Raw genomic sequence first — 23,800 nt, forward strand, 5'->3', positions numbered from 1 at the left:
TTATACGTCCAGATTCTGAACGTAACGAGCATTTTCCTGTATGAAATTCCTTCTCGGCTCGACCGCATCCCCCATCAGCATGCTGAATGTCTCATCCGCTCCGATGGCATCCTCAAGAGTGACCTGGAGCATCGTACGGCCTTCAGGGTTCATCGTCGTCTCCCACAGCTGCTCCGGATTCATCTCACCGAGACCTTTGTAACGCTGGATCACCGGTTTCGGAGTAGCCGGTATTTCGGCAAGCTTCTCCTCCAGTTCCTGGTCGGAGAACGTGTAGTACTCTTTTTTGTTCTGTTTGATCTGATAGAGCGGCGGCTGGGCGATATAGACGTACCCGTCTTCAAGCAGCGGTCTCATGTACCGGTAAAAGAACGTAAGGAGAAGGGTACGGATGTGTGCCCCGTCCACGTCTGCGTCCGTCATGATGACGACTTTGTGATAGCGGGCCTTCGATACGTCGAACTCTTCGCCAACTCCGCTTCCGAGTGCCGTAATCATGGTACGCACTTCGTTGTTGGAGAGGATTTTATCAAGACGTGCTTTCTCGACGTTCAGAATTTTACCGCGCAGCGGAAGGATAGCCTGAAAGTGACGGTCCCGTCCCTGTTTGGCCGATCCTCCGGCCGAGTCCCCCTCCACGATATAAAGTTCGGACTCGGAAGGGTCTTTCGAAGCACAGTCGGAAAGTTTCCCGGGAAGATTGGAGATCTCAAGAGCGCTCTTTCTTCTCGTCAGCTCTCTCGCCTTCTTGGCTGCCATTCTTGCCCGTGAAGCCATCAGGCCTTTTTCGACGATGATTTTAGCGACGTTCGGGTTTTCCAGCAGGAATTTACTGAAGTTTTCGGAAAACAGCGCATCCGTAACTGTACGGGCTTCACTGTTTCCAAGCTTCGTCTTCGTCTGCCCTTCGAACTGAGGATCGGGATGTTTGATCGAGATGATGACGGTCAGTCCTTCTCTCACATCGTCACCCGTCAGGTTCGGATCATTCTCACGGAACATGCTGTTCTTCCGGGCGTAGTCGTTGATGACACGGGTCAGCCCCGTTTTGAATCCGGATTCGTGCGTTCCGCCTTCATAGGTATGAATATTATTGGCATAGGAATAGATATTACTGGCGAAGCCGTCGTTATACTGAAGTGCCAGTTCGATGGAAATTCCGTCCTGCTCCGCTTCGGCATAAATCGGTTCATGAAGAACTTCCCGGCTGCTGTTCAAGTGTTCCACGTACGAAATGATACCGCCTTCGTAGTAAAACTCCTTTTTCCCGTTGCCGTGCTCTTCACGCTTGTCTTCCACCGTGATAGTCAGACCGCGGTTCAGAAACGCAAGTTCTCTGAGACGCGTCGTGAGCGTTTCGAAATCATATTCCTGACCTTCTTTGAAGATCTCAGGGTCCGGTTTGAAATGAATCTGTGTTCCGGTCTTATCCGTCGTATCGATTTCTTCGACGTCTTTTTGGGGGACGCCGTGGCGGAAATCCTGATGATACAGTTTACCGTCCCGGTGCACGTGTACTTCGAGATAATCGGAAAGAGCGTTCACTACAGAAGCTCCGACGCCGTGCAGACCGCCCGAGACTTTGTAACCGCCGCCGCCGAACTTACCGCCGGCGTGAAGAACGGTCATGATCACCTCAACGGCCGGACGTCCGGTCTTTTCCTGGATACCGACGGGAATACCGCGCCCGTTATCCATAACCGTAATACTGTTATCTTCTTCGATAACCACCTGGATATGGTCACAGTGGCCGGCCATCGCTTCATCAATACTGTTATCGACTATTTCCCACACCAGGTGATGGAGACCCTTTTCGTTCGTCGAGCCTATATACATACCCGGACGTTTACGTACCGCTTCCAGACCTTCGAGCACCTGAATCTGATTCTCATCATACGCCTGTTCTTTACCTCTTTGAATCTCTTCACTCATAGTTTCACCCACAGTCCTTGTTTCTTTTGATTATTTATCAAGCGCTTCTTCCATCTCTTCCGAATAGTCATCCAGTTTATCCAGGGTGTTCTGCATTTTTCCACGCTTTTTCAGGGTGGCTACAGAAAGGGGACTGAAATAGAGCACCTCTTCCGTAACAACCATCGCTTTCGGCTCATATTCCTCCGTCTCCACCACCTGCTTTTCTTTTCTTCTGTTGAAGACCATCTCTTCCGTAATGGTGGAAGAACTGAGCAGTTCGCAGTCAATGATGGCTACGACCTCTTCGGATTTCACTATGTTTCCTTCACCTATATGAATGAACAATAGGACACCTCATTTCTTTCTTATTCCTTCTTCGATATAAAAAAGTTCCGCTTCCTGCAGTGCTTCGTGTTCGATACCGTCGATACTCGTCGTCGAGACGAACGTCTGGACTTTTCCACGAATCGTATGGAGCAGATGAGACTGCCGGTAGTCATCCAGTTCACTGAGGACATCATCAAGCAGCAGAACCGGGTACTCTCCGGTTTCTTTATTGATCAGTTCTATTTCGGCCAGTTTCAGGGAAAGGGCAGTCGTCCTCTGCTGTCCCTGGGAGCCGTATGTCTGGACGTCTCTGCCGTTCACATAAAAGACGAGATCGTCCCGGTGAGGTCCGGCGAGGGTCGTCCCTCTTTCAATCTCTTTCGTTTCGATCCCGTGGAATTTTGCTATATAACTTTCTTTGATAGCGTCAAGATCCATATCCTCCGACACATCAAGACTCGGTCTGTAGAAAATCTCAAGTTTCTCCAGTTCCCGGCTGATGCCCCGGTGGATCGGAGCTGCCCATTCTCTCAAAAGATTCAGAAACTGGAAGCGCCGCTCCACGATAATCGCTGCATGTTCGATAAGCTGTTCGGTAAGTACGTGCAGCATGGTCGCATCTTCATTGCGACGGCGCTGCAGGTCTTTCAGAAGATGGTTCCGCTGTCTCAGAACTTTCTGATACTGACCCAGGTGATAAATATACCTCGGCTGGATCTGTCCGATTTCCATGTCTATGAAACGGCGGCGCACCTGCGGATTCCCCTTTACGAGGTTCAGGTCTTCAGGTGCGAACATGACGACATTAAGGGCACCGATGTAATCACTGAGCCGCCTCTGCTCGATATGATTCAGTTTCGCTTTCTTCCCTTTTTTGGAGAGGACGATTTCCATAGGAAAACGGCTGTTCCGTTTTATAATCGTACCTTTTATTTTAGCATACTCCGCGTCCCACTGTATGAGTTCTTTATCCCTCGGAGTACGATGTGATTTCGTGAAAGCGAGTAAATAAATCGATTCCATCAAATTCGTCTTCCCCTGAGCATTTTCTCCGATGATGACGTTGATCGTGTCGTCGAACTCGAGAGCAAGTCTGTCGTAATTTCTGTAAGTAGTCAGGGCTATATCTTTAATATGCATCAGATCGCTTCTCCATCTACTGTTCGGAGACGACTTCGTATGCTCCGAACTCCTCAATTTCAACGACGTCACCGATCCGGAGCTTCCGGCCCCGTCTGGATTCGGGTTCACCGTTTACCAGTACTTCAAATTCGGAAAGAAGCATTTTCACCATTCCGCCCGATTCTGCAACGTTCGCCAATTTGAGGAATTGCCCAAGCTGGATCTGTTCGGTCGTTATTTCAATTTTTTCGCTCATCTCCGTCACCTTTATTCTCTAAGTAGTATCTATTTATCTATTTTACTAAAGATAAGGGGTTATGAAAAGGAAAGGGCCTTACTTTATCGGGGAGGTGGGAAAAGTTTCCGGAGCGGTCAAGAAACCCGTCACAACCGGTTACAGTCCCTTTCAGATCAAAACCTGAAAAAAGAGTTATCCACAGTGGATAACTCTTTCTCACGTTACACGTAATTAATACGTACGGACCGGCAGGATGAGCTGAAGTATGGAATCATCGTCTACAGGAGTGATCAGGAACGGCCGCATCGCTCCTGTAAAAGATATTTTCACCTGAGTTGCATCGATCGCCCTCAGGGCATCCATCATGTATTTGGCGCTGAACGATATTTTCAGTTCTTCGCCGTCGATTGTGTCAGCCGTCACTTCTTCCGTTACGTTACCGACTTCCGGAGAATTTCCGTGAATTTCAATCTGGTTGTTTTCTTTCGTAAGCAGACGTACGACGTTGTTTCTGTTTTCTTTAGCCAGTAAAGAAGCACGGTCCACGGACTGAAGCAGTTCTTTGGAATCGATAAGTACCGTCGTTTTGCTTTCGTTCGGAATAAGACGGGATGTCTCCGGATAGTTACCTTCGAGAAGACGTGACAGGAAGTATAAATGTTTTGTCCGGAAGAGGATCTGGTTATCCGTAATGCTTATCTGTACCGAGTCTCCCGTATCATCGAGAATTTTGTTCAGTTCACTGAGACTCTTCCCGGGGATGACGACGGAAGGAAGGTTCAACCTTTCTTCCGTTTCCAGGCTGATTTTCCTTGAAGCGAGACGGTGGCTGTCGGTTGCTACGAACTGAAGATTCTCTTCTTCCGTACTCACGTGCACTCCTGTCAGAATCGGTCGGGTCTCGGAAGTGGAAACGGCGAATCCGGTCTGTTTGATTAATCTTTTCAGAAGATCCGTAGGCATATCGAAACTGTTTTCCGTACGCAGTTGCGGAAGAGACGGATATTCTTCGGCGTCCTGGCCATTCAGGTGAAATTCTGCACTTCCGGAACGGATCGTTACGTTCTTCGTATGATCGCTTTCTATTTCCACGGTATTATCCGGAACTTTACGTACGATATCAGGAAAGTACTTTGCCTGTAGAACGATGCTTCCCGGTTCAATGTTTTCGATATGGACCGTTCCGTCTTCCTCGGCGGGTATGAAAGATTCGATGGAGATGTCGGAGTCACTCCCCGTAAGTTTTACTCCTTCTGTCGTAGCTTCCAGTTTCATTCCTGTAAGAATCGGAATTGCCGTACGGGAAGATATGGCTTTCATTACATCCTGGACACTTTCCATCAGTTGATCACGCTGAATAGCGAATTTCATTCATGAGTCCTCCTAAAGTGAATATATTAATTATTATTATTAAAAAAATAGTAGTAATAGTAATAGGGCGTGTGGATTTGTGGATAACTGTAATTATATTGTGACACACATAATTATCCACATGTGTATAACCTGTGTGCGAATGTGTACCTGTTATTCACACTATACCCAGGCCTTACGTTTTCAACTGTTCTGTAATTTCATCGAGTTCCCTGTGAAGCTGCTGGTCACTGCTCAGCATATTCGTAATCTTTTCGTGGGCATGGATAACGGTCGTATGATCGCGTCCTCCGAATTCTTCTCCGATTTTAGGGAGGGAGGCATCAGTGAGCTCCCTCGATAAATACATCGCGATCTGACGGGGGAACGCTACGGATTTCGTCCGCTTTTTCGCAGGAAAGTCTTCCATGCGGATGTTGAATTTCTCAGCGACGACTTCCTGGATATCGCCGATTGTAATGACTTTCGGCTTCTTGTTCGGAATAATGTCCTTCAGGGCTTCTGCCGCGAGCGAAGCGTTGATATCCCGATTGATCAGGGAGGAGTAGGCCACCACTCTGATCAGTGCTCCTTCGAGTTCGCGGATGTTGGTATCGATCTGGTTGGCAATATAAAGCATAACCTCATTCGGAATTTCGAGACCTTCCGCTTTAGCTTTTTTCCTTAGGATCGCAATTCTCGTCTCAAGATCCGGCGGTGTGATATCCGTAATCAGTCCCCACTCAAAGCGGGAGCGCAGCCTGTCTTCAAGTGTCGGTATCTCTTTCGGGGGACGGTCGCTTGAAATGACGATCTGTTTGCTTTCTTCATGAAGAGTATTGAACGTGTGGAAGAACTCTTCCTGGGTCTGTTCTTTCCCCGCAAGGAACTGGATGTCGTCTATAAGAAGAACGTCCACGCTCCGGTATTTGTTCCGGAAGTTCACGGCTTTGTTATCACGGATCGAGTTGATGAATTCATTCGTGAATTTTTCGGACGTAATATATACGACTTTCGCATTCGGGTTATGATCCAGGACGTAATGCCCGATCGCATGCATCAGGTGAGTCTTGCCAAGCCCGACGCCCCCGTAGATGAAAAGAGGGTTATAAGCCCTTGCCGGAGCTTCCGCAACGGCCAGAGAGGCTGCGTGAGCGAACCGGTTCCCGCTTCCGATGACGAACGTATCGAACGTATATTTGGAATTCAGCATACTCGTCGGGGATTCTTCCCCGTCTTTAAGATCCGGAGGTTTGGAGGAGAGTTTTACGTCTTCGAGAGACTCCTCTTTCGTTTCCGGGATGATGAACTTCGTTTTCAGTTCCGATCCTGTCACTTCAATCAGCGTTTCTTTTATTAATTTCTGATACTGGTTCTCGAGCCAGTCCCTCGCGAATTCATTCGGAGCTATGATGGTGAGCGTATCTTCGTCGAGAGAGTGAGCTTTCGTCGCTTTCAGCCAGGTCTCAAAGCTCGGTTTGCTGATTTTCTCTTTCATCTGCTCCAGAGTGGCATTCCATAACTCATGGATATTTTCCAACCCTTTCACCCCTTTCCTGTTCCAATAAAGAAAAGCTTTTTGTTCGTTTTACATAACAAAAAGCTATAATTTTTCGCTTTAACATAAAAATGTCTTTTAAACTGTTGTGGATGTACGATAGGGTATGAATAAAGGACTCAGTCGTTTTTTACCCATTATCCACACCTTTGTGTATAAGTATGTCTACACCCCTGTGAAAAACTATCCACATATTACCCACAAGCTGTGGATAATATAAAATCGGGCAGGAATTAATTTCACTGTTAAACACAAATATAATATCAAATAAATCGCAGTCTTGCAATGAATCACAGGAACTTATCCACAATTTCTACAGCTTGAGGAAAAAACATATCCACACCACCATATTTTGTGGTTAACCTGTAGATTAGTGCTGTGGATAGAAACGAGAACTGAAAATGTTGTGCACACTGGAGGTGGACAGCTTATTTTTTGGTTGTTGTAGTACAGATGCTGTTGTAAGACACCTCTGAAAAAAGAACTCCCCTTAAATTAGTAATTGACATCATTTTTTAAATATGATTATAATGATTAGGACTGCCTATGACATGAGAAACAACATGTAAATCCCATCAGGAGGTGTGTATATAATGAAACGTACATTTCAACCAAATAATCGTAAGCGCAAAAAAGTACACGGATTCCGTACACGTATGAGCACGAAGAACGGCAGAAAAGTTCTTGCTCGTCGTCGTCGTAAAGGAAGAAAAACGTTATCCGCATAAGACCACTGAAGTAATCAGTGGTTTTTTTTCTAGGTTCTGCCATTCGTGTCGGAGTGATGATCGCCACCTGGTGTTCTCCGGCCTTTGGGACAGAACTTTTTTAATGCAGATAAGAGGTTGTGAGAACTGTGCAGAAAGCATACAGAATCAAAAAAAACAAAGAATTTCAGACGGTCTTCAAAAAAGGGAAATCTTTTGCCAACAGGCAGCTGGTTCTTTATTATTTTAAAAAAGATCAGCCTCATTTCCGGATTGGACTATCCGTGAGTAAGCGGATAGGCAATGCTGTAATGAGAAATAAAGTGAAGAGGTACCTGCGTCAGGCTTTTCAGGAAATGGAAGAGGAGCTTCATCAGGAATATGACTACGTAGTGATTGCCAGAAAACCGGTGAACACGATGGAGTACCACGAACTGAAGCAAAGTCTTCAGCACGTCTGCAGGCGTTCCGGTGTTTTGAAAAAGAAATTGAAATAAAATGTTCATGGAATGATTCCTTAATAAGTGCTAGTATGAAAAAGGAAATATGAAGTTTCAGTAAGGAGGAAGGAACGTTGCGTAAAAAGCTGAGCATATTGCTCGCAATGGCGGGAGTACTGCTATTCCTTTCCGGGTGTGCGCAGATTAATCAGGATGTTTCTGCGGATAGTACCGGATTCTGGAATGAATTCGTAGTCTGGCCGTTATCACAGACGTTGTTGTTTTTCGCTGATTTCTTAAGCGGAAGTTATGGATTGGCAATCATTACGGTGACGATCATCATTCGTCTGGTCTTGTTGCCGTTGAACGTTAAACAGTTGAAAAGTTCGAAATCGATGCAGGATATTCAGCCTCAACTGCAGGAATTAAGACAGAAATACAGTTCGAAAGATGCTCAGACGCAGCAGAAGCTGCAGCAGGAAACGATGAATCTTTTCCAGCAGAACGGTGTCAACCCGCTGGCCGGGTGTCTGCCGATCATCGTTCAGATGCCGATACTGATCGGTTTCTATCACGCAATTATGAGAACACCCGAAATACAGACGCATAACTTCATGTGGCTCGAACTCGGTTCTCCGGATCCGTTTCTCGCTATATTGACAGCTGCCACTACGTTCCTTCAGCAGAAGCTGATGATGGCAGGCATGTCGGGAGCAGCAGGTGCGAACCCTCAGATGCAGATGATGCTTTACATCATGCCGCTGATGATCGGTACATTCGCATTCTTCTTCCCGTCCGCCCTTGCTCTCTACTGGATCGTGGGTAACGTGTTCATGATTTTACAGACGATATTCATACGTAAACCGATGATGAACAAATCGACAGGAGGCGCAAATCAGTGAAGCAAATGACTGCTACAGGCTCATCAGTGAAAGAAGCGGTCGACTCTGCCCTGGCCGAACTTCGGACAACAGAGGACCGGGTTGATGTGGAAATACTGGATGAAGGCAGAAAAGGTTTTCTTGGATTCGGAGCAAAACCGTCCATAGTCAAAGTGACGAAGAAAAAAGATCTGGAAGAAGAAACAGTCGCCTACATTCAGAACGTAGCAGCTCAGATGGGACTTACTGTGAGCGTCGATACGAAAAAAAAGAACCGGGAAATCTATGCCGATATTTCCGGGGAAGACATAGCCAGACTGATCGGAAAGCGCGGGCAGACACTGAATGCCCTGCAGTACCTGACTCAGATGGCTGTAAACAATTCGGCTGAACAGCTCATGAGTGTCACCCTCGATGCAGAAGGTTACCGGGAACGTCGCCGCGAGACGCTGGAACAGCTGGCCGAACGTAAGGCAGAACAGACACTCGTGAGACAGCAGCAGGTGAAACTAGAACCTATGCCTTCCTACGAACGGAAAATCATTCATGCGGCTCTCCAGAGAAACAGACGGGTAGAGACGGATTCGGCCGGAAAAGATCCGAACCGCTCCGTCGTTATCCGCCCTGTGCTATAGAATAACTGCAACCCTTTTCCCGCCAGGCTTCCCTGGCGGGTTTTTGTATGCGGAAAAGGAGGGGCCGGCTTTTTCGTGACTTTCGGAGCCTGGAACTTCGGGCGAAGGTAACGATTACGCAGGAAACGTGACGTCTGTGCATCATAGTACAGCCGGAAGGTAACGATAAAGTGGGAATCGTGACGTTTAAAGACTGGAAAGCCCCCTGAAGGTCACGATAATCCGGGTCCTCCTGAAGCCCCGGGAGATTCTTTTAAGCTGTGAAGCAGGAACTTGATATTTATCCCCAAATCATGCTAATCTTAACTGTTAGTTATTAACGATAAACTTATCCACATGTGGATATTTCAATAAAGAAGGAGGTGCGATGTATGGATACCGATACGATTGCGGCTATTTCTACCCCGACAGGAGAAGGAGCGATTGCGATTGTCCGCCTGAGCGGGGATGATGCAGTTTCCAGAGCGAACGAACTGTTCCAGGGGAAAGATTTGACGACTGTCGATTCTCATACGATGCACTATGGAAAATTATTGGACCCGGAAACGGGTGAAATAGCGGAAGAAGTGATGGCGTCGGTCATGCGTGCACCGAAAACCTTCACCCGGGAAGATATCGTTGAGATCAACTGTCACGGCGGGCTCGTCTCCGTGAATCGGGTCCTTGAGATTGTCCTCGCTCAGGGGGCGAGACTTGCCGAACCCGGGGAATTCACGAAACGTGCTTTTCTGAACGGACGAATCGACCTGTCGCAGGCGGAAGCAGTCATGGACCTTATCCGTGCCAAAACGGACAGAGCGATGAACGTGGCGTTGAAGCAGATGGACGGCCGGTTGTCCGGTCTGATCCAGAATCTGCGACAGAAACTTCTGGAAACACTTGCCCAGGTGGAAGTGAATATCGACTATCCGGAGTATGATGACGTCGAGGAAATGACGAACGACATCATGCAGGAGAAAACGGCGGAAGTCCGTGATGAGATCGAAAATCTTCTGCAGACGGCGAAGCAGGGGAAGATTCTGCGCGAAGGCCTGGCTACGGCTATCATCGGCCGTCCGAACGTCGGGAAGTCATCACTGATGAACACGCTCGTCCATGAAAACAAAGCGATTGTCACCGAAGTTCCGGGGACGACGCGGGACGTGATCGAGGAATATGTAAACGTGAGAGGAGTGCCGCTCAGACTGGTGGATACAGCCGGTATCCGGGAAACCGAGGACATCGTCGAACGGATCGGAGTAGAGCGCTCGCGTCAGGTGCTGACGGAAGCGGATCTCATTCTTCTTGTGTTAAACTATGGAGACGAGCTTACGGAAGAAGACGTGAAGCTTTTTGAAGCGGCTCGCGATATGAACATGATTGTATTGCTGAACAAGACGGATCTTGAACAGAATATAGATATAGAACGTGTGAAAGAATTAGCCGGGGACAACCCGGTCATTTCCACTTCCCTCATTCAGGAAGAGGGGATCGATCAGCTTGAGAACGCGATCTCTTCCACATTCTTTGAAGGAGAAATCGACAGCGGAGATATGACGTACGTATCGAACGTACGGCACGTTCAGCTTTTGAAGCAGTCCAAACAGGCACTGGAAGATGCGCGCGAAGGTATGGAAATGGGAGTGCCGATCGACGTCGTTCAGATCGATGTGACGAGAACGTGGGAACTGCTTGGTGAAATTGTCGGTGACACTGTCGGAGAAAGTCTTATTGATGAATTATTCTCGCAGTTCTGCTTAGGGAAATAAAATTTTAAAGGAGAGATCTCGAATGACTTATGATGCAGGTCATTACGACGTTATTGTTATAGGAGCCGGTCATGCCGGAGTCGAAGCGGCTGCAGCTTCCGCTCGGCGCGGCGCGAAGACGCTCATGCTCAGTCTGAATCTGGATATGATTGCGTTCATGCCGTGTAATCCTTCGATCGGCGGTCCCGCCAAAGGAATAGTTGTACGTGAAGTGGATGCTCTCGGGGGTCTGATGGGCCGCGTCATCGATAAGACCCATATACAGATGCGCCTTCTGAACACAAGAAAGGGTCCGGCCGTACGCGCTTTGCGTGCTCAGGCGGATAAACCTCTTTACCTGAAAGAGATGAAACGTCTGCTTGAAAATCAGGAAAACCTCACCCTTCGCCAGGGAATGGTGGAAAAGATTCTTGTAGAGGACGATCAGGTCAAAGGAGTCGTAACGGAAACGAAAGCGGCATACTATGCCCCGAGCGTCATCGTGACGACCGGTACGTTTATGAGAGGCCGCGTCATTATCGGTGATCTGTCGTACGAAAGCGGACCGAACAACCAGCGTCCGACCGTCACGCTTTCCGAGCAGCTCGAAGAACTGGGTATCGAAATGGTACGGTTCAAGACCGGGACGCCGATGCGCGTAAACAGCCATACGATCGATTACTCGAAAACGGAGATTCAGCCCGGGGAAACGGAACCGCGCTCGTTCTCCTATGAAACGACCGAATTCATTACCGACCAGATTCCGTGCTGGCTGACGTATACGAACGAAACGACGCACGAAGTCATTAACGAAAACCTCGGTCTGTCTCCGATGTATTCGGGAATGATCAAAGGTACAGGGCCTCGTTACTGCCCATCCATTGAAGATAAAGTTGTACGCTTCAACGACAAGCCACGTCACCAGATCTTCCTGGAACCGGAAGGCCGGGACACGGAAGAGGTGTACGTCCAGGGGCTGTCCACTTCTCTTCCGGAATACGTGCAGAAGCAGATGATGGAAACAGTACCGGGACTCGAAAACGCAGAAATTATGCGGGCCGGCTATGCGATCGAGTACGATTCTGTCGTGCCGACACAGCTTTGGCCGAGCCTTGAAACGAAACAGATTGACGGGCTGTTTACAGCCGGTCAGATCAACGGGACTTCCGGGTATGAAGAAGCGGCCGGTCAGGGACTGATGGCAGGGATCAACGCTGCTGCCAAAACGCTTAATGTGGAACCGTTGATTCTCGATCGTTCCGAAGGATATATCGGAGTTATGATCGATGATCTGGTCACGAAAGGTACAAGAGAACCGTACCGTCTCCTTACTTCCCGTGCAGAATTCCGTCTTATGCTTCGTCACGATAACGCGGATCTCCGTCTTACGGAAAAAGGATACGAGCTCGGCCTCATTCCGGAAGAGCGCTATAACCGTTTCACAGAGAAACGCCGGAAGATCGAAGAAGAGAAGAAACGTCTCGAAAATGAAATCGTCAAGGCCACTGAAGACGTACAGGACATCGTGAAAGAATCGGGTACGACGCCTCTGAAAGAAGCTGTACGGGCGAGCGACCTTCTGCGCCGGCCTGAAATCGACTACAGCTACATCGAACGTCTCACTCCTTCCGATATTGCTTTGACGGCGGATGAAAAAGAACAGGTAGAGATTCAGATCAAATATTCCGGTTATATTAAAAAATCTTTGGAACAGATCGAGAAGATGAGAAATATGGAATCCAAAAAAATACCGGACGACATCGACTACGATGCTATTCAGGGTCTCGCTTCCGAAGCGGCAGACCGTTTGAAAGCCGTACAGCCGCTCTCTGTCGGTCAGGCTTCGAGAGTTTCCGGTGTGAATCCGGCTGATATATCGATTCTGCTTGTCTACATCGAACAGGGAAATGTAGCCCGGGTTTCCGGCTGAGGAAGGACGTAAGATATGGATATTTCTACTTTTCAAAACAAATTGAAAGAACAGGGAATCGAGCTTACGGAGAAACAGCTCGATCAGTTCGAAAAATATTGGGAAATGCTTGTCGAGTGGAATGAAAAAATGAACCTGACCGCTATTACGGAAAAAGGGGAAGTGTATGAGAAACATTTCTATGATTCTCTGACGGCTGCCTTTTACCATGACTTCTCCGGCCCGCTCCGCATCTGTGATGTCGGGGCGGGGGCAGGTTTTCCAAGTCTTCCGCTGAAAATCGTGTTTCCGGAACTGAAGGTTACGATCGTCGATTCCTTGAAAAAGAGAATCGGTTTCCTGAACCATTTAGCTACGGAGCTTGAGTTGAACGATGTGGCTTTCTATCACGACCGCGCCGAGAATTTCGGCAAGAACGGTAAATTCCGGGAAAAGTATGATCTCGTCCTCGGACGTGCTGTCGCCCGGATGTCTGTGCTGAGTGAACTGTGCCTGCCGCTTGTGAAAAAAGGCGGGTTCCTCATCGCCATGAAAGGGCCGAACGCCCAGGAAGAGATGGACACAGCAGAATCCGCCATTTCTATCCTAGGCGGAGAGACGAAGGATGTGCACAGCTTCACGCTTCCGGAAGACGGAGCGGAGAGAAGTATTATACGCATTGAAAAGCGCCGAAAAACCCCTGGTAAATACCCGAGAAAAGCAGGAACTCCGAATAAAGTTCCTCTTTCCTGAAAAACAGACGAAAAATCCCCCTTCCTGTTGGAAGAGGGATTTTTTTCGTTATGGTTTCAGAACGACTTTAATGTTGCCGTCTTCTTTTTTATCGAAAATATCGTACCCTTTGGCCGCATCCTCAAGAGGAAGGCTGTGGGTGATGATATCGGTCGGATCCAGTTCATTGTTCTCGACCATGTCATACAGCTTCGGCATCAGGTGGATGACAGGCGCCTGACCCATTGTCAGGGAAACGTTCCGGCTGAAGAAATCACCGAGCGGGAAGGCGTTGGCGTCTGTACCGTATACGCCGGTAAGCTGGACGACTCCGAACTTCCGTACAGCCTGGGAAGCTGTGATAATCGGATGGATCGTTCCGAACTGGTTATCTTCATCGGAACCGAATTTCTCCCCTTTCGGTACCGTTCCGTCCATGCCGACACAGTCGATGACGACGTCAGCTCCGCCTTTGGTGTTTTCATGAAGGAGGGAGCCGATGTCCGGATTATTGGAGAAGTTATAAGTTTCCACGTTATTCGTCTTCTCGGCATGACTGAGGCGATGATCGACCTGATCGACGGCGATTACGCGTGCTGCCCCTTTCATGCGGGCGAACTTCTGAGCCATGAGGCCGATCGGTCCGCTTCCGAGAATGATGACGGTATCTCCTTTTTTCACCCCGCTGTTTTCCACACTCCAGTAAGCTGTCGGCATTACATCGGAGAGGAAGAGGACGCTTTCATCTTCCAGTTCGCTGTTCTCCGGAACTTTAAAGGAAGTGAAATCAGCATACGGAACGCGAAGGTACTCCGCCTGGCCGCCGGGGAAGTTCCCGAACATTTCCGTAAATCCGAAAAGACCGCCCGGTTCGCCGTGCGGGTTGGATTCGTCACACTGGCTCTCCATCTGGTTCTTACAGAAGAAACATTCCCCGCATCCGATGTTGAACGGAATCACGACTCTGTCGCCTTTTTTCAGGTTTTTCACTTCAGGGCCGACTTCTTCTACGATACCCATCGGCTCGTGTCCGACGACGTAGTCCTGTTCGGGCTTAAGTCCGCCTTTATAAAGGTGTAAGTCGGAGCCGCACACTCCGCTCGCTGTTATTTTCACGATCATGTCGCTCGGTTCTTGTATGGAAGGAGCCTGTACATCTTTTACCTGCATATTTTCTTTACCCTGGAACGTTACTGCTCTCATGTTGGTATCTCACTCCTTTTCTGGTATTGGAGACAATATATCCCTGAAATTCCAAAGTTAAACATGAAGAAATAGGGAAACTTTTCAATATTAAAGCGCCTGGCACGTGGGGCAGTAGTACAATCGGCGGTTGCCGGCTTCTATTTTCTCTATTTTCGTCCGGCATATGTGGCAGGGCTGAAACGAGCGCCGGAAAACCCAGTGCCGGTACTGGGTTCTTGTTTTTCCTTCTGCTTTCATCCGTTCTGCAATATCTGGATCGACGGTGATTCCTTTGTAGCGGTAAGATTGTTCCATAAGGGTAATCGTAGCCTCTGCCGCTTTCGCTATCTGCTGTGGCGTGGAGTCTGTGGGTCTCAGGGAAGGGTGGATACCTGCGAGAAAAAGGATTTCGCTCCGTAAGTAGTTTCCGATACCGGCTACGAAAGACTGGTCCAGAAGCAGGGTGGTCCATCTCCGTCTGAAGAAACGTTTGCTCGTGTACCGTTCTCTCAGCTGTTCTTTCGTCACAGTCTCGGATAAAATATCCGGTCCGACTTTTCTTATGAAAGGATGATCAGGTACTTCCTCGTCTCTCAGCACTTCGATGTCCGAAGCACTGTATAAAAGAGCGGACTTTTTTTCGTTATGAATCGCCAGTCGGAGCTGCCGGTTCGTCTTCGGGTAGTTGTAGGCATTCCTGATCATCCATTTCCCATACAGCTGGTTGTGGGAATAGATGGTGTACCCATTGTCAAAGCGGGTAAGCATCGCTTTTCCTTTCGTATCTACGCCGGTTACGGTCGCCCCGGTCAAAATATCCTCATATCCCTCCAGTGTTTCAAAAGCGAAAGATATATCAAGGACTTCCCTGTCTTTCAGGGCTTTCTCCACCGCATCAGCGGCTTTCCGTATTTCTGGTCCTTCCGGCATAGCGGATCTCCTCTCAATAAAAAATCTTTTAATAAAAAAGACGTAAGCAGTCGGATGAAAACTTCTTCCTGCTTACGCCCCGGCTTCTCCCGGTTGGTTCCACTTTTAGCTGGACATGTAGAGGCCGCCGTTGATGTGGATGAACTGGCCGGTCATGTATGTCGAGTCGTCGGATGCGAGCAGGACATAGCTGCCTACGTGCTCCACCGGCTGACCCGGACGTCCCATCGGTGTATTCGTACCGAACTGTTCCACTTTATCCTCATCAAACGTGGCAGGGATCAATGGTGTCCATATCGGTCCGGGCGCTACTCCGTTCACACGTATACCTTTATTCACGAGCTGCTGGGCCATGGAACGGGTGAACGCTACGACGGCACCTTTCGAAGAAGTATAGTCCACGAGCTGAGAGTTCCCTGTATACGGGTTGATGGAAGCCGTATTGATAATAGAGCTTCCTCTCTCCAGGTGAGGGATGGCCGCTTTCGTCAGATGGAACATAGAGAAGATATTCGTCCGGAACGTCTGCTCCAGCTGTTCTGCCGAAATGTTCAGCAGGTCATCCGTCGGGTGCTGTTCCGCCGCATTGTTTACGAGTACATCCAGTTTACCGAACTCGCTGAGAGTTTTTTCGACGATATTTTTACAGTGCGTTTCATCACCGACGTCTCCCGGGAGAAGGAGCGCTTTTTGACCTTCCGCTTCGATAAGCTTTGCGGTATCTTCGGCGTCCTGGTGTTCTTCCAGATAAGAGATGGCTACGTCGGCACCTTCTTTGGCATAACCGATAGCTACGGAGCGGCCGATGCCGCTGTCGGCTCCTGTAATAAGAGCGACTTTACCTTTCAGTTTGTCACCGCTACGGTAATCTTCATCCGCGTGGAGCGGTTTCGGGTCCATTTTCCCTTCCACGCCGGGCTGATGCGATTGTCCCTGCTTCGGCTGTCCTTCTGTCTGTCGATCAAAACGTTCCATGTTAAGATCCTCCTTCTATATAAGTTAATGATTTATAGTGATAGTCAGTAGTTACGCTTTCTAACTTCTATCATTCCACCTGTAAAAAAAATCAAACTCCCCTTTCATATTTTGTCCGTGTGCGATAAGATGAACGGTAACTTTTATAAGAGGGGGGAAGGATATGCAACTGGAATCCGCACGACTGACTCTGCGTCCATACCGGGAGACGGATGCAGAGCCGGCAGCTGAACTGGCGAATGATGAGGAAATCGCCCGGAGAACCTTCGTGCCGCATCCATATACGGTGGAGCACGCCGAAACGTGGATTGCCACGCATGAAGAAGCGATAGAAGAAGGCACGGCGTACCCTCTTGCAATAATCGAAAAGAAAAGCGGAGAGCTTACAGGTACGATGACGCTCAGGGTGAACCGGAAACATAAAAACGGCGAGCTCGCCTATTGGGTGGGACGGCCATTCTGGGGAAAAGGGTACGCTTCGGAAGCGGCCCGCCGTATTGCGGACTTCGGATTCGATGAGCTTGAACTTGAACGTATGTGGGGGAGGGCCATGGCGGATAATATCCCTTCCCAGCAGGTAATGAAGAAAGTCGGGCTCCGATATGAAGGTGCGTTACGTCATGAGGTTCTCCATGACGGAGAGTTCAGGGATACCTACATGTACGGCATGATCCGGGCGGACCGCTCCGATAAATAGGGAAAAGCCGGCACGAGTTCTGAACTTGTACCGGCTTTTTTTCATGTCAGGGATAATCGCTCGATAATGACGTCGGCGACCTGTCCTTCGGTATAACCGTCGGTAAGAAACCGTTCGTGGTGGTCGCGATATACGGATTTTCTTTCCTCGAACAGCTGACGGATTTCTTCGGTCGTTTTATTACGGAGCACAGGACGGTCTTCCATCAGTTCGTCGATCCTGCTTTTCCATATTTCCCAGGAAATATCGAGAAATACTACGTGACATTGTGCCATACACACGTCTTTGATTTCTTCCTGCAGAAAAGCGCCCCCTCCGAGAGAGAGTATAGTACCGGGCTGTTTTGCATAGTAAGAGATGAATTTCTTTTCTTCATCGCGGAACATTTTTTCCCCGTACGCCGTGAACATGTCGCGTATTTTCATATCGTGATACCGCTCGATTTCTTTATCGACGTCAATGAACGTGCGGTTCAGTTTTTCACTGAGAAGGGAACCGACCGTCGTTTTACCGACTCCCATAAATCCGATGATGGCAATGCTTTTTTCCATAGTGAAAATCTCCCTGCCTATTGATATTTGCGCAGCTGAGCGATCGTTTTGTCCAGTTCTTCAATCGGTATCTGGCCCGGCGCTGAGGCGTGCTTTCCTACAGCGTACGTAATGACGGAACCGAAATACCACGCAAACATCCGGGTTACGGTACCGAGTCCGCCCATCGCCATCGTAATGACCGGTATGCCGAGGGAACGTTTTGCTCCTTCCGTGACGGTAAGAAGGCGGAGGACATCCTGTTTATTTTCCGGAGTGACGGCCAGTTTCGCGTAATCTGCCCCTTTCTTCTCAGCCTCCCGGAGAATGGCGTGCATCTCTTCGGAGGAGGGGGTGGAGTCGAAATCGTGAAAGGATAAAATAAGCTGCTTGTTGTTCGAAGATGCCGCTTCTTTTACACGTTCAACGTCCTCCTCGGGCTGTCTGAGTTCAAAATCGAGAAGAGAGACGTGTGAGTTGGCAGCTACACGTTCGATCAGCTCCACTTTGTGTGACTGATCGATATCGGTCTGGTCTCCTCCTTCTTTCTGGTCGCGGATAGTGAAGAGGAGCGGGATGTCCTTCTTCACTTCTCCGATTGTTTCAAGAGTTTCGAGAACGTGCTCTGTGTCTGCAAGATTCCGGAAATAATCGGCTCTCCATTCAAAAAGGTCCGGATTCTTCGGTACTATGGAACGCACTTCTTCCGTCACATCTTCCATCGTTTGTCCTGTGACGGGAGTACAGATATTCACATCGTTCTGTTTCAGCATGTATAAACCCTCCCCGTTTGGTTATATGTGTTTTATTTTACTTGAAAGGGTAGGGGAACGACAGGGAAAAGGGGGAAAATTTAAAATTCTGCGGATTGCTGCACACATTTATTCAAGAAAACTTCGTCACAGAGCGGCAGAAATGTGTATAATTGGTACAGAATGAACGAACAGATGGAGTGATTAAAGTATGAATGATAAACAAAGAGTAGGAATCGTATTCGGCGGAAAGTCTGCCGAGCACGAAGTCTCCCTGCAGTCTGCGAAGAACGTCGTGGATGCGATCGACAAAGAGAAGTATGATGTAACGCTGATCGGTATCGATAAGCAGGGGAACTGGCATGTGAATGACGTAAGCAATTATCTGGAAAATGAAGACGACCCTGCCAACATCCGCCTTCACCATTCGGATGAAGCGGTGGCGATTGTGCCGGGACGGGAAGAGAGCCAGGTTCTTCAAGTGTCGAAATCAGAGGCGCTGGAGCAGCTGGACGTCGTATTCCCGATTTTACACGGGACACTCGGGGAAGACGGAAGCATTCAGGGGATGCTTAGAATCGCCAATCTCCCGTACGTCGGCCCGGACATCCTCGGCTCGGCCGTATGTATGGACAAAGATGTGGCCAAACGTCTGCTGCGCGAAGGGGGACTTGAGGTCGCGAAATCTCTCACTCTCCGTAAGAGAGACAGAGGGGAGGTCACTTTCCACAAGGCAGCCCGTACTCTTGGTACGCCGTTCTTCATCAAGCCTGCCAGTCAGGGCTCCTCGGTCGGAGTAAGTAAAGTGAAAACAGAAGAGGAGTTTGAAGAAGCTCTGTCGGAAGCCTTTCTTTACGATAAAAAAGTCCTGATTGAAGAAAATGTGGACGGCAGAGAGCTTGAATGTGCCATCCTCGGCAACGAACAGCCGAAAGCCTCCCAGATCGGAGAAATTCTCCCGGCCGGAGATTTTTACTCCTACGAGTCGAAATATATCGATGAAAGCGGGGCCGGTCTGCAGCTGCCGGCGCAGCTGACGGATAACGAAAAAGAAAGAATCCGTACCGCTGCCGTTCGCGCCTTCGAAATTTTGGAGTGTGAAGGAATGGCCCGTGTCGATTTCTTCCTTACTGAAGAAGGGAAACTCGTCATCAATGAAATAAATACCATTCCCGGCTTCACGAAAATAAGTATGTATCCGAAACTCTGGGATATTAGCGGTATCCCTTATCCGAAGCTGATCGACGAGCTTCTCCAGCTCGGGATTCAAAGATACGAACGCGACAATCAGTTGAAAAATACAGTAGAATAACGGAAAGCCCGGGCAGCTTGTGATGGCCCGGGCTTTTCATTATTTATTCAGTCTTTCCATGTCTCTTCAAGGACGCGCACCCAGTTTTTCCAGGCGATTTTCTCCAGTTCTTCTTCAGTAAACCCGTCTTCTTCCAGGGCTTTAAGCACTTTTCTGCTTCCGGTTACATCCTGAAGCACATCCGGTATTGTAGTACCGTCGAAGTCCGAACCGAAGGCCACGTGGTCTACGCCTACGAAATCGGCGATATACCGGAAATGAGCGATAATCTCATCCATCGATACGTCCGTATCAAACTTACCGTCCGCCCGCAGCATATTTACGGCGAAATTAATACCGATTACACCGCCGGAATCAGCGATTTTCCTGATCTGTTCGTCCGTCAGGTTCCGGGCATGCGGACAGAGAGAGTGGACGTTCGAATGTGTGGCTACGACAGGTGCCACCGTTGCATGGGCGACATTCCAGAAACCTCTTTCCGTCAGATGGCTCGTATCTACCATAATACCGAGGTGGTTACAGTGATGCAGCAGTTCAAAGCCTTTCTCCGTGAGACCGTCCCCCGTGTCAGGGGAAGACGGATAACAGAAAGGGACGCCTTCTCCGAAATCATTATTTCTGCTCCATACCGGCCCGATGGAACGAAGGCCTGTTTTGTACAGGACATAGAGGGAGTCGAAGGATAAATCAATCGCTTCCGCTCCCTCTATGTGAAAAATTGCAGCCATTTTTCCCTGATCGATGGAATCTTTCAGTTCTTTTACGTTCCGGACGACCCGGAAGGTATGAGGGTTTTCTTTTTCCGTCCGAAAGAGCTGGGAAGCGAGCTTATGCGTGAAGGTAAGTGCTTCCGCCTGGGTAATTCCTTCGGGGAGCGGGAATTTGTATCCGTTCTCATTCATGAAATCCTCCCGGTTCTCTTCCCTTGCCGGGCTCGGGGTATACATCGCAAAAAATCCACCAGCGAACCCTGATTTTTGGGCGCGTTCATAGTCGATATGTGTATGCTCCAGCGGATGGAAAAAAGAGGTGAGGCCATCCTGCAGGTGCAGCAGTGTGTCGTTGTGTCCGTCAAAAATAGGTATATTTTTCTTCATAAAAACTCCTCCTTCTGTGATTCATTCCCGTTAAAGAATCCGTTTAATTCATACTTTTCACCGGTGAATTATGATAAAATAAATAAAGACTCTAAAACATACGCAGTTTCATTATACTTGAAAATGTTCACGTACCTAATGATTCACGTGAAACATCGTATGTGCGATCGTAAAAAGGTGGTGTCTGATTTTGTTACATCCTTTCAGCCGCTTGTTCGGCTTAGGTGATAAGCCGGAGCCCGAAAACCGGGAGCAGGAGAAAGAATCATATAATCCCGATGAAGTTCTTCAGATTTCGATTGCCAAAATCCATCCGAACCGCTTTCAGCCCCGGACGGTTTTTAGTGCGGAAAAAATAGCCGAACTGGCTCAGACGTTACATACGCATGGAATGATTCAGCCCATCGTTGTACGCGAGGCCGAAGACGGAGAATATGAACTGATTGCCGGGGAACGAAGATGGCGCGCTTCCCAGTCTTTGGGATGGGAAACGATTCCTGCGATCATTCGAGAAATGACGAATACACAGACGGCTTCTGTAGCTCTAATTGAGAACCTGCAAAGGGAAGAACTCTCGGTCATCGAAGAGGCGACGGCTTACCGGAAGCTCCTCGAAATGCACGAATTGACTCAGGAAGCACTGGCGCAGCGTCTCGGGAAGAGTCAGTCTGCCATCGCCAATAAGCTTCGACTGCTGAAACTTCCGGAATCTGTACAGCAGGCCGTACTGGATAAAAATATTACGGAGCGCCACGCCCGGGCTCTCATTGCTTTAAAGGATACGGAAAAGATGGAAAAGATGCTTCAGGAAATTATCGATGACGGACTGAATGTGAAGCAGACGGAAGAACGGATTGCAGAAATGAAAGATCCGAAAGAAAAGAAAAAACCGGCACCGAAGAAAAAGAAACCGAAAATTAAAGGTGTAAGTAAAGATATGAGAATCGCAATGAACACAATCCGCCAGTCTCTGGACATGGTGAAGGATACGGGTCTCGATGTAGAAACCGATGAAGAGGATTATGACGATTATTATCAGGTGACGATTAAAATTCCTAAAAATAAGCAATAACTTTCCGCAAGCTGCGCTTTCCCGTCGAAAGCTGTAGTTTTTCACAAAAGCGGTGGTATTCTTTAGAAAATGGCAGGTGTTGAAGGAATGGGAAAGATCATTTCTATCGCAAATCAAAAAGGGGGAGTCGGAAAGACGACGACCTCGGTGAACTTGAGTGCAGGTCTTGCGCATTTAGGATATAACGTTCTGCTCGTCGACATCGACCCTCAGGGAAACGCAACGAGCGGAGTAGGTGTGGAAAAAGGCGAGACGGAAAAGTGCATCTATAACGTGCTTATCGAAGAAGTAAGCATAACGAGCGTACTTAAACAGACCTCCACGGAACGTCTCGACGTCATTCCCGCCACTATTCAGCTGGCCGGTGCCGAAATCGAACTGGTCCCGGCGATTTCCCGGGAAGTCCGTCTGAAGAATGCTCTTGATGAAGTTAAAGAGAATTATGACTACGTCATCATTGACTGCCCCCCTTCACTCGGGCTGCTTACCCTCAATTCCCTTACAGCGTCCGATACGGTTATGATTCCTGTGCAGTGCGAATACTATGCCCTGGAAGGGTTGAGTCAGCTGCTTAACACCATCAGGCTGGTACAGAAGCATTTGAACAAACAGCTGCTGATCGAAGGTGTGGTACTTACGATGTTCGACGCCCGGACGAATCTGGCCTCCCAGGTGATGGAGGAAGTGAAGAAATATTTTCAGGATCGTGTGTATGAAGCAGTAGTACCGCGAAACGTCCGTCTCGGAGAAGCTCCGAGCTACGGGGAGCCGATCATCACCTATGACCCCCGTTCCCGCGGAGCCGAAGTCTATTTAGAACTCGCAAAGGAAGTGGTTGCCAATGGCGAAAGGGTTAGGTAGGGGTCTGAACGCTTTCTTTTCGGAAGAGGAAGCATCCAGAGATGAGCAGATAAAGGAAGTTTCACTGAACAAGTGTCGTCCCAATCCTTATCAGCCCCGGAAAGAATTCGAAGAAGAAGCGATTGAAGAACTGAAAACGTCCATTGAAGAACATGGCATTCTGCAGCCGATCATCGTTAGAAAAAGTATCCGCGGATACGAAATAGTAGTGGGAGAACGGAGGTTCCGCGCTGCAAAAATGGCGGGTCTCGAGAAGATCCCGGCGGTCGTAAGGGAAATGACCGACCAGCAAATGATGGAACTTGCGCTGCTGGAGAACCTGCAGCGGGAAGATTTGACCGCTCTCGAAGAAGGAGCGGCCTATCGCAACCTTATGGAAGAACTGGGCGTTACCCAGCAGGAACTTTCGGAACGTCTCGGAAAAAGCCGCTCCCATATCGCCAACCTCGTACGTCTCCTGTCACTTCCGCCCGAAATCACGCAAAAAGTGAATGAAGGACTGCTGACGATGGGACACGCCCGGGCTCTTTTAAGCCTCGAAGATGACAGTAAACTGCTTTCTGTAGCTGTGCGGATCGAGAACGAAGGACTGAACGTCAGACAGACGGAGCAGCTGGTGTCCCGCCTGAATCAGCCGGCTGTAAAGAGTAAAGCGAAAGAAAAGAAAGATATTTTTATTCAGGAACGGGAAGACGTGCTGAAGCAGCGGCTCGGGACCGGGGTAAAAATCAAAAAAGGAAAGAAAAAAGGAAAAATCGAAATCGAATTCGCAAGTGACGAAGATCTGGAAAGACTTCTCCACTGGTTTGATCAATAAAGAACAGTAACTGTCGTTTCCTTTTCCGGACA

General features: G+C 48.7%; 24 protein-coding genes. 12 read left to right on the forward strand and 12 right to left on the reverse strand.

All coding sequences use genetic code 11. The features are described 5' to 3' along the window. The 6 genes from gyrB to dnaA all read right to left on the reverse strand — a co-directional run bounded on the left by gyrB (position 1) and on the right by dnaA (position 6,491). The gene (gyrB, locus tag AAV35_RS00005) at positions 1-1,932 is read right to left on the reverse strand and encodes a DNA topoisomerase (ATP-hydrolyzing) subunit B (protein ID WP_008590279.1); all 1,932 of its coding nucleotides are present in this window, start codon (positions 1,930-1,932) and stop codon (positions 1-3) included. A 30-nt stretch (positions 1,933-1,962) separates the two neighbouring features. Beyond that, positions 1,963-2,259 carry an extracellular matrix regulator RemB gene (gene remB, locus AAV35_RS00010; RefSeq protein WP_008590281.1) on the reverse strand — a complete coding sequence of 99 codons (297 nt, stop codon included), beginning with the start codon at positions 2,257-2,259 and terminating at the stop codon, positions 1,963-1,965. 9 nt (positions 2,260-2,268) lie between these two features. Next, a complete protein-coding gene (gene recF, locus AAV35_RS00015) occupies positions 2,269-3,381 on the reverse strand; it encodes a DNA replication/repair protein RecF (protein WP_008590283.1) in 1,113 nt (370 codons plus the stop codon). A 16-nt stretch (positions 3,382-3,397) separates the two neighbouring features. Further along, positions 3,398-3,619 (reverse strand): S4 domain-containing protein YaaA, encoded by a 222-nt coding sequence (gene yaaA / locus AAV35_RS00020; RefSeq protein ID WP_008590286.1) that lies wholly within the window; start codon positions 3,617-3,619, stop codon positions 3,398-3,400. 213 nt (positions 3,620-3,832) lie between these two features. Then, entirely contained in the window at positions 3,833-4,972 is a 1,140-nt protein-coding gene (gene dnaN / locus AAV35_RS00025) for a DNA polymerase III subunit beta (protein WP_008590288.1), read from the reverse strand. 175 nt (positions 4,973-5,147) lie between these two features. Beyond that, the gene (gene dnaA / locus AAV35_RS00030) at positions 5,148-6,491 is read right to left on the reverse strand and encodes a chromosomal replication initiator protein DnaA (RefSeq protein ID WP_008590290.1); all 1,344 of its coding nucleotides are present in this window, start codon (positions 6,489-6,491) and stop codon (positions 5,148-5,150) included. 611 nt (positions 6,492-7,102) lie between these two features. Between dnaA and rpmH the strand changes: the two genes are divergently transcribed. The 7 genes from rpmH to rsmG all read left to right on the forward strand — a co-directional run bounded on the left by rpmH (position 7,103) and on the right by rsmG (position 13,561). Beyond that, positions 7,103-7,237, forward strand: coding sequence for a 50S ribosomal protein L34 (gene rpmH, locus AAV35_RS00035; RefSeq protein WP_008590292.1), 135 nt, complete (start codon positions 7,103-7,105; stop codon positions 7,235-7,237). A gap of 128 nt (positions 7,238-7,365) precedes the next feature. Then, on the forward strand, positions 7,366-7,713 hold the full coding sequence (rnpA, locus tag AAV35_RS00040; RefSeq protein WP_008590293.1) for a ribonuclease P protein component: 348 nt from the start codon (positions 7,366-7,368) through the stop codon (positions 7,711-7,713). Positions 7,714-7,790: 77 nt separating this feature from the next. After that, positions 7,791-8,558: a membrane protein insertase YidC gene (gene yidC / locus AAV35_RS00045; protein ID WP_008590296.1), complete on the forward strand. Its 768-nt coding sequence runs from the start codon at positions 7,791-7,793 to the stop codon at positions 8,556-8,558. Further along, positions 8,555-9,172 (forward strand): RNA-binding cell elongation regulator Jag/EloR, encoded by a 618-nt coding sequence (jag, locus tag AAV35_RS00050; RefSeq protein WP_008590298.1) that lies wholly within the window; start codon positions 8,555-8,557, stop codon positions 9,170-9,172. The genes yidC and jag overlap by 4 nt, the downstream gene beginning before the upstream one ends. Before the next feature lie 371 nt (positions 9,173-9,543). After that, positions 9,544-10,920: a tRNA uridine-5-carboxymethylaminomethyl(34) synthesis GTPase MnmE gene (gene mnmE, locus AAV35_RS00055; RefSeq protein WP_008590300.1), complete on the forward strand. Its 1,377-nt coding sequence runs from the start codon at positions 9,544-9,546 to the stop codon at positions 10,918-10,920. Positions 10,921-10,942: 22 nt separating this feature from the next. Further along, the gene (mnmG, locus tag AAV35_RS00060) at positions 10,943-12,829 is read left to right on the forward strand and encodes a tRNA uridine-5-carboxymethylaminomethyl(34) synthesis enzyme MnmG (protein ID WP_008590302.1); all 1,887 of its coding nucleotides are present in this window, start codon (positions 10,943-10,945) and stop codon (positions 12,827-12,829) included. A 15-nt stretch (positions 12,830-12,844) separates the two neighbouring features. Next, a complete protein-coding gene (gene rsmG / locus AAV35_RS00065; RefSeq protein WP_008590304.1) occupies positions 12,845-13,561 on the forward strand; it encodes a 16S rRNA (guanine(527)-N(7))-methyltransferase RsmG in 717 nt (238 codons plus the stop codon). A gap of 48 nt (positions 13,562-13,609) precedes the next feature. On the opposite strand, the gene AAV35_RS00070 is transcribed toward rsmG, so the two are convergent. From AAV35_RS00070 to AAV35_RS00080, 3 genes are all read right to left on the reverse strand, one after another. Continuing rightward, complete coding sequence (locus AAV35_RS00070; RefSeq protein ID WP_008590306.1) at positions 13,610-14,743, reverse strand: zinc-dependent alcohol dehydrogenase; 1,134 nt, start codon at positions 14,741-14,743, stop codon at positions 13,610-13,612. Positions 14,744-14,833: 90 nt separating this feature from the next. Then, complete coding sequence (gene nei / locus AAV35_RS00075) at positions 14,834-15,655, reverse strand: endonuclease VIII (protein ID WP_008590308.1); 822 nt, start codon at positions 15,653-15,655, stop codon at positions 14,834-14,836. Between the two features lie 105 nt (positions 15,656-15,760). Then, complete coding sequence (locus AAV35_RS00080; RefSeq protein ID WP_008590310.1) at positions 15,761-16,630, reverse strand: SDR family oxidoreductase; 870 nt, start codon at positions 16,628-16,630, stop codon at positions 15,761-15,763. Positions 16,631-16,793: 163 nt separating this feature from the next. Here AAV35_RS00080 and AAV35_RS00085 point away from each other — a divergent pair, with 163 nt between their 5' ends. Further along, positions 16,794-17,327 carry a GNAT family N-acetyltransferase gene (locus AAV35_RS00085; protein ID WP_008590311.1) on the forward strand — a complete coding sequence of 178 codons (534 nt, stop codon included), beginning with the start codon at positions 16,794-16,796 and terminating at the stop codon, positions 17,325-17,327. Between the two features lie 41 nt (positions 17,328-17,368). Here the strand turns inward: AAV35_RS00085 and AAV35_RS00090 are convergent, their stop codons facing one another. Continuing rightward, complete coding sequence (locus tag AAV35_RS00090; RefSeq protein ID WP_008590313.1) at positions 17,369-17,878, reverse strand: shikimate kinase; 510 nt, start codon at positions 17,876-17,878, stop codon at positions 17,369-17,371. 17 nt (positions 17,879-17,895) lie between these two features. Next, positions 17,896-18,630 carry a type I 3-dehydroquinate dehydratase gene (aroD, locus tag AAV35_RS00095; RefSeq protein WP_008590314.1) on the reverse strand — a complete coding sequence of 245 codons (735 nt, stop codon included), beginning with the start codon at positions 18,628-18,630 and terminating at the stop codon, positions 17,896-17,898. 190 nt (positions 18,631-18,820) lie between these two features. On the opposite strand from aroD, the gene ddlA reads away from it, so the two are divergent. After that, entirely contained in the window at positions 18,821-19,921 is a 1,101-nt protein-coding gene (ddlA, locus tag AAV35_RS00100; RefSeq protein ID WP_008590317.1) for a D-alanine--D-alanine ligase, read from the forward strand. Between the two features lie 47 nt (positions 19,922-19,968). On the opposite strand, the gene AAV35_RS00105 is transcribed toward ddlA, so the two are convergent. Further along, on the reverse strand, positions 19,969-21,018 hold the full coding sequence (locus AAV35_RS00105; RefSeq protein WP_008590319.1) for a dipeptidase: 1,050 nt from the start codon (positions 21,016-21,018) through the stop codon (positions 19,969-19,971). A 190-nt stretch (positions 21,019-21,208) separates the two neighbouring features. Between AAV35_RS00105 and noc the strand changes: the two genes are divergently transcribed. The 3 genes from noc to AAV35_RS00120 all read left to right on the forward strand — a co-directional run bounded on the left by noc (position 21,209) and on the right by AAV35_RS00120 (position 23,768). Continuing rightward, positions 21,209-22,090 (forward strand): nucleoid occlusion protein, encoded by an 882-nt coding sequence (gene noc, locus AAV35_RS00110; protein WP_008590322.1) that lies wholly within the window; start codon positions 21,209-21,211, stop codon positions 22,088-22,090. Between the two features lie 87 nt (positions 22,091-22,177). After that, the gene (locus AAV35_RS00115; protein WP_008590323.1) at positions 22,178-22,951 is read left to right on the forward strand and encodes a ParA family protein; all 774 of its coding nucleotides are present in this window, start codon (positions 22,178-22,180) and stop codon (positions 22,949-22,951) included. Then, positions 22,932-23,768 carry a ParB/RepB/Spo0J family partition protein gene (locus AAV35_RS00120; protein WP_008590325.1) on the forward strand — a complete coding sequence of 279 codons (837 nt, stop codon included), beginning with the start codon at positions 22,932-22,934 and terminating at the stop codon, positions 23,766-23,768. Before AAV35_RS00115 ends, AAV35_RS00120 begins: the two co-directional genes overlap by 20 nt. The last annotated feature ends 32 nt before the right edge of the window (positions 23,769-23,800 follow it).

The sequence above is a fragment of the Salimicrobium jeotgali genome, assembly GCF_001685435.2.
In the GTDB taxonomy this organism is placed as follows: domain Bacteria; phylum Bacillota; class Bacilli; order Bacillales; family Halobacillaceae; genus Salimicrobium; species Salimicrobium album.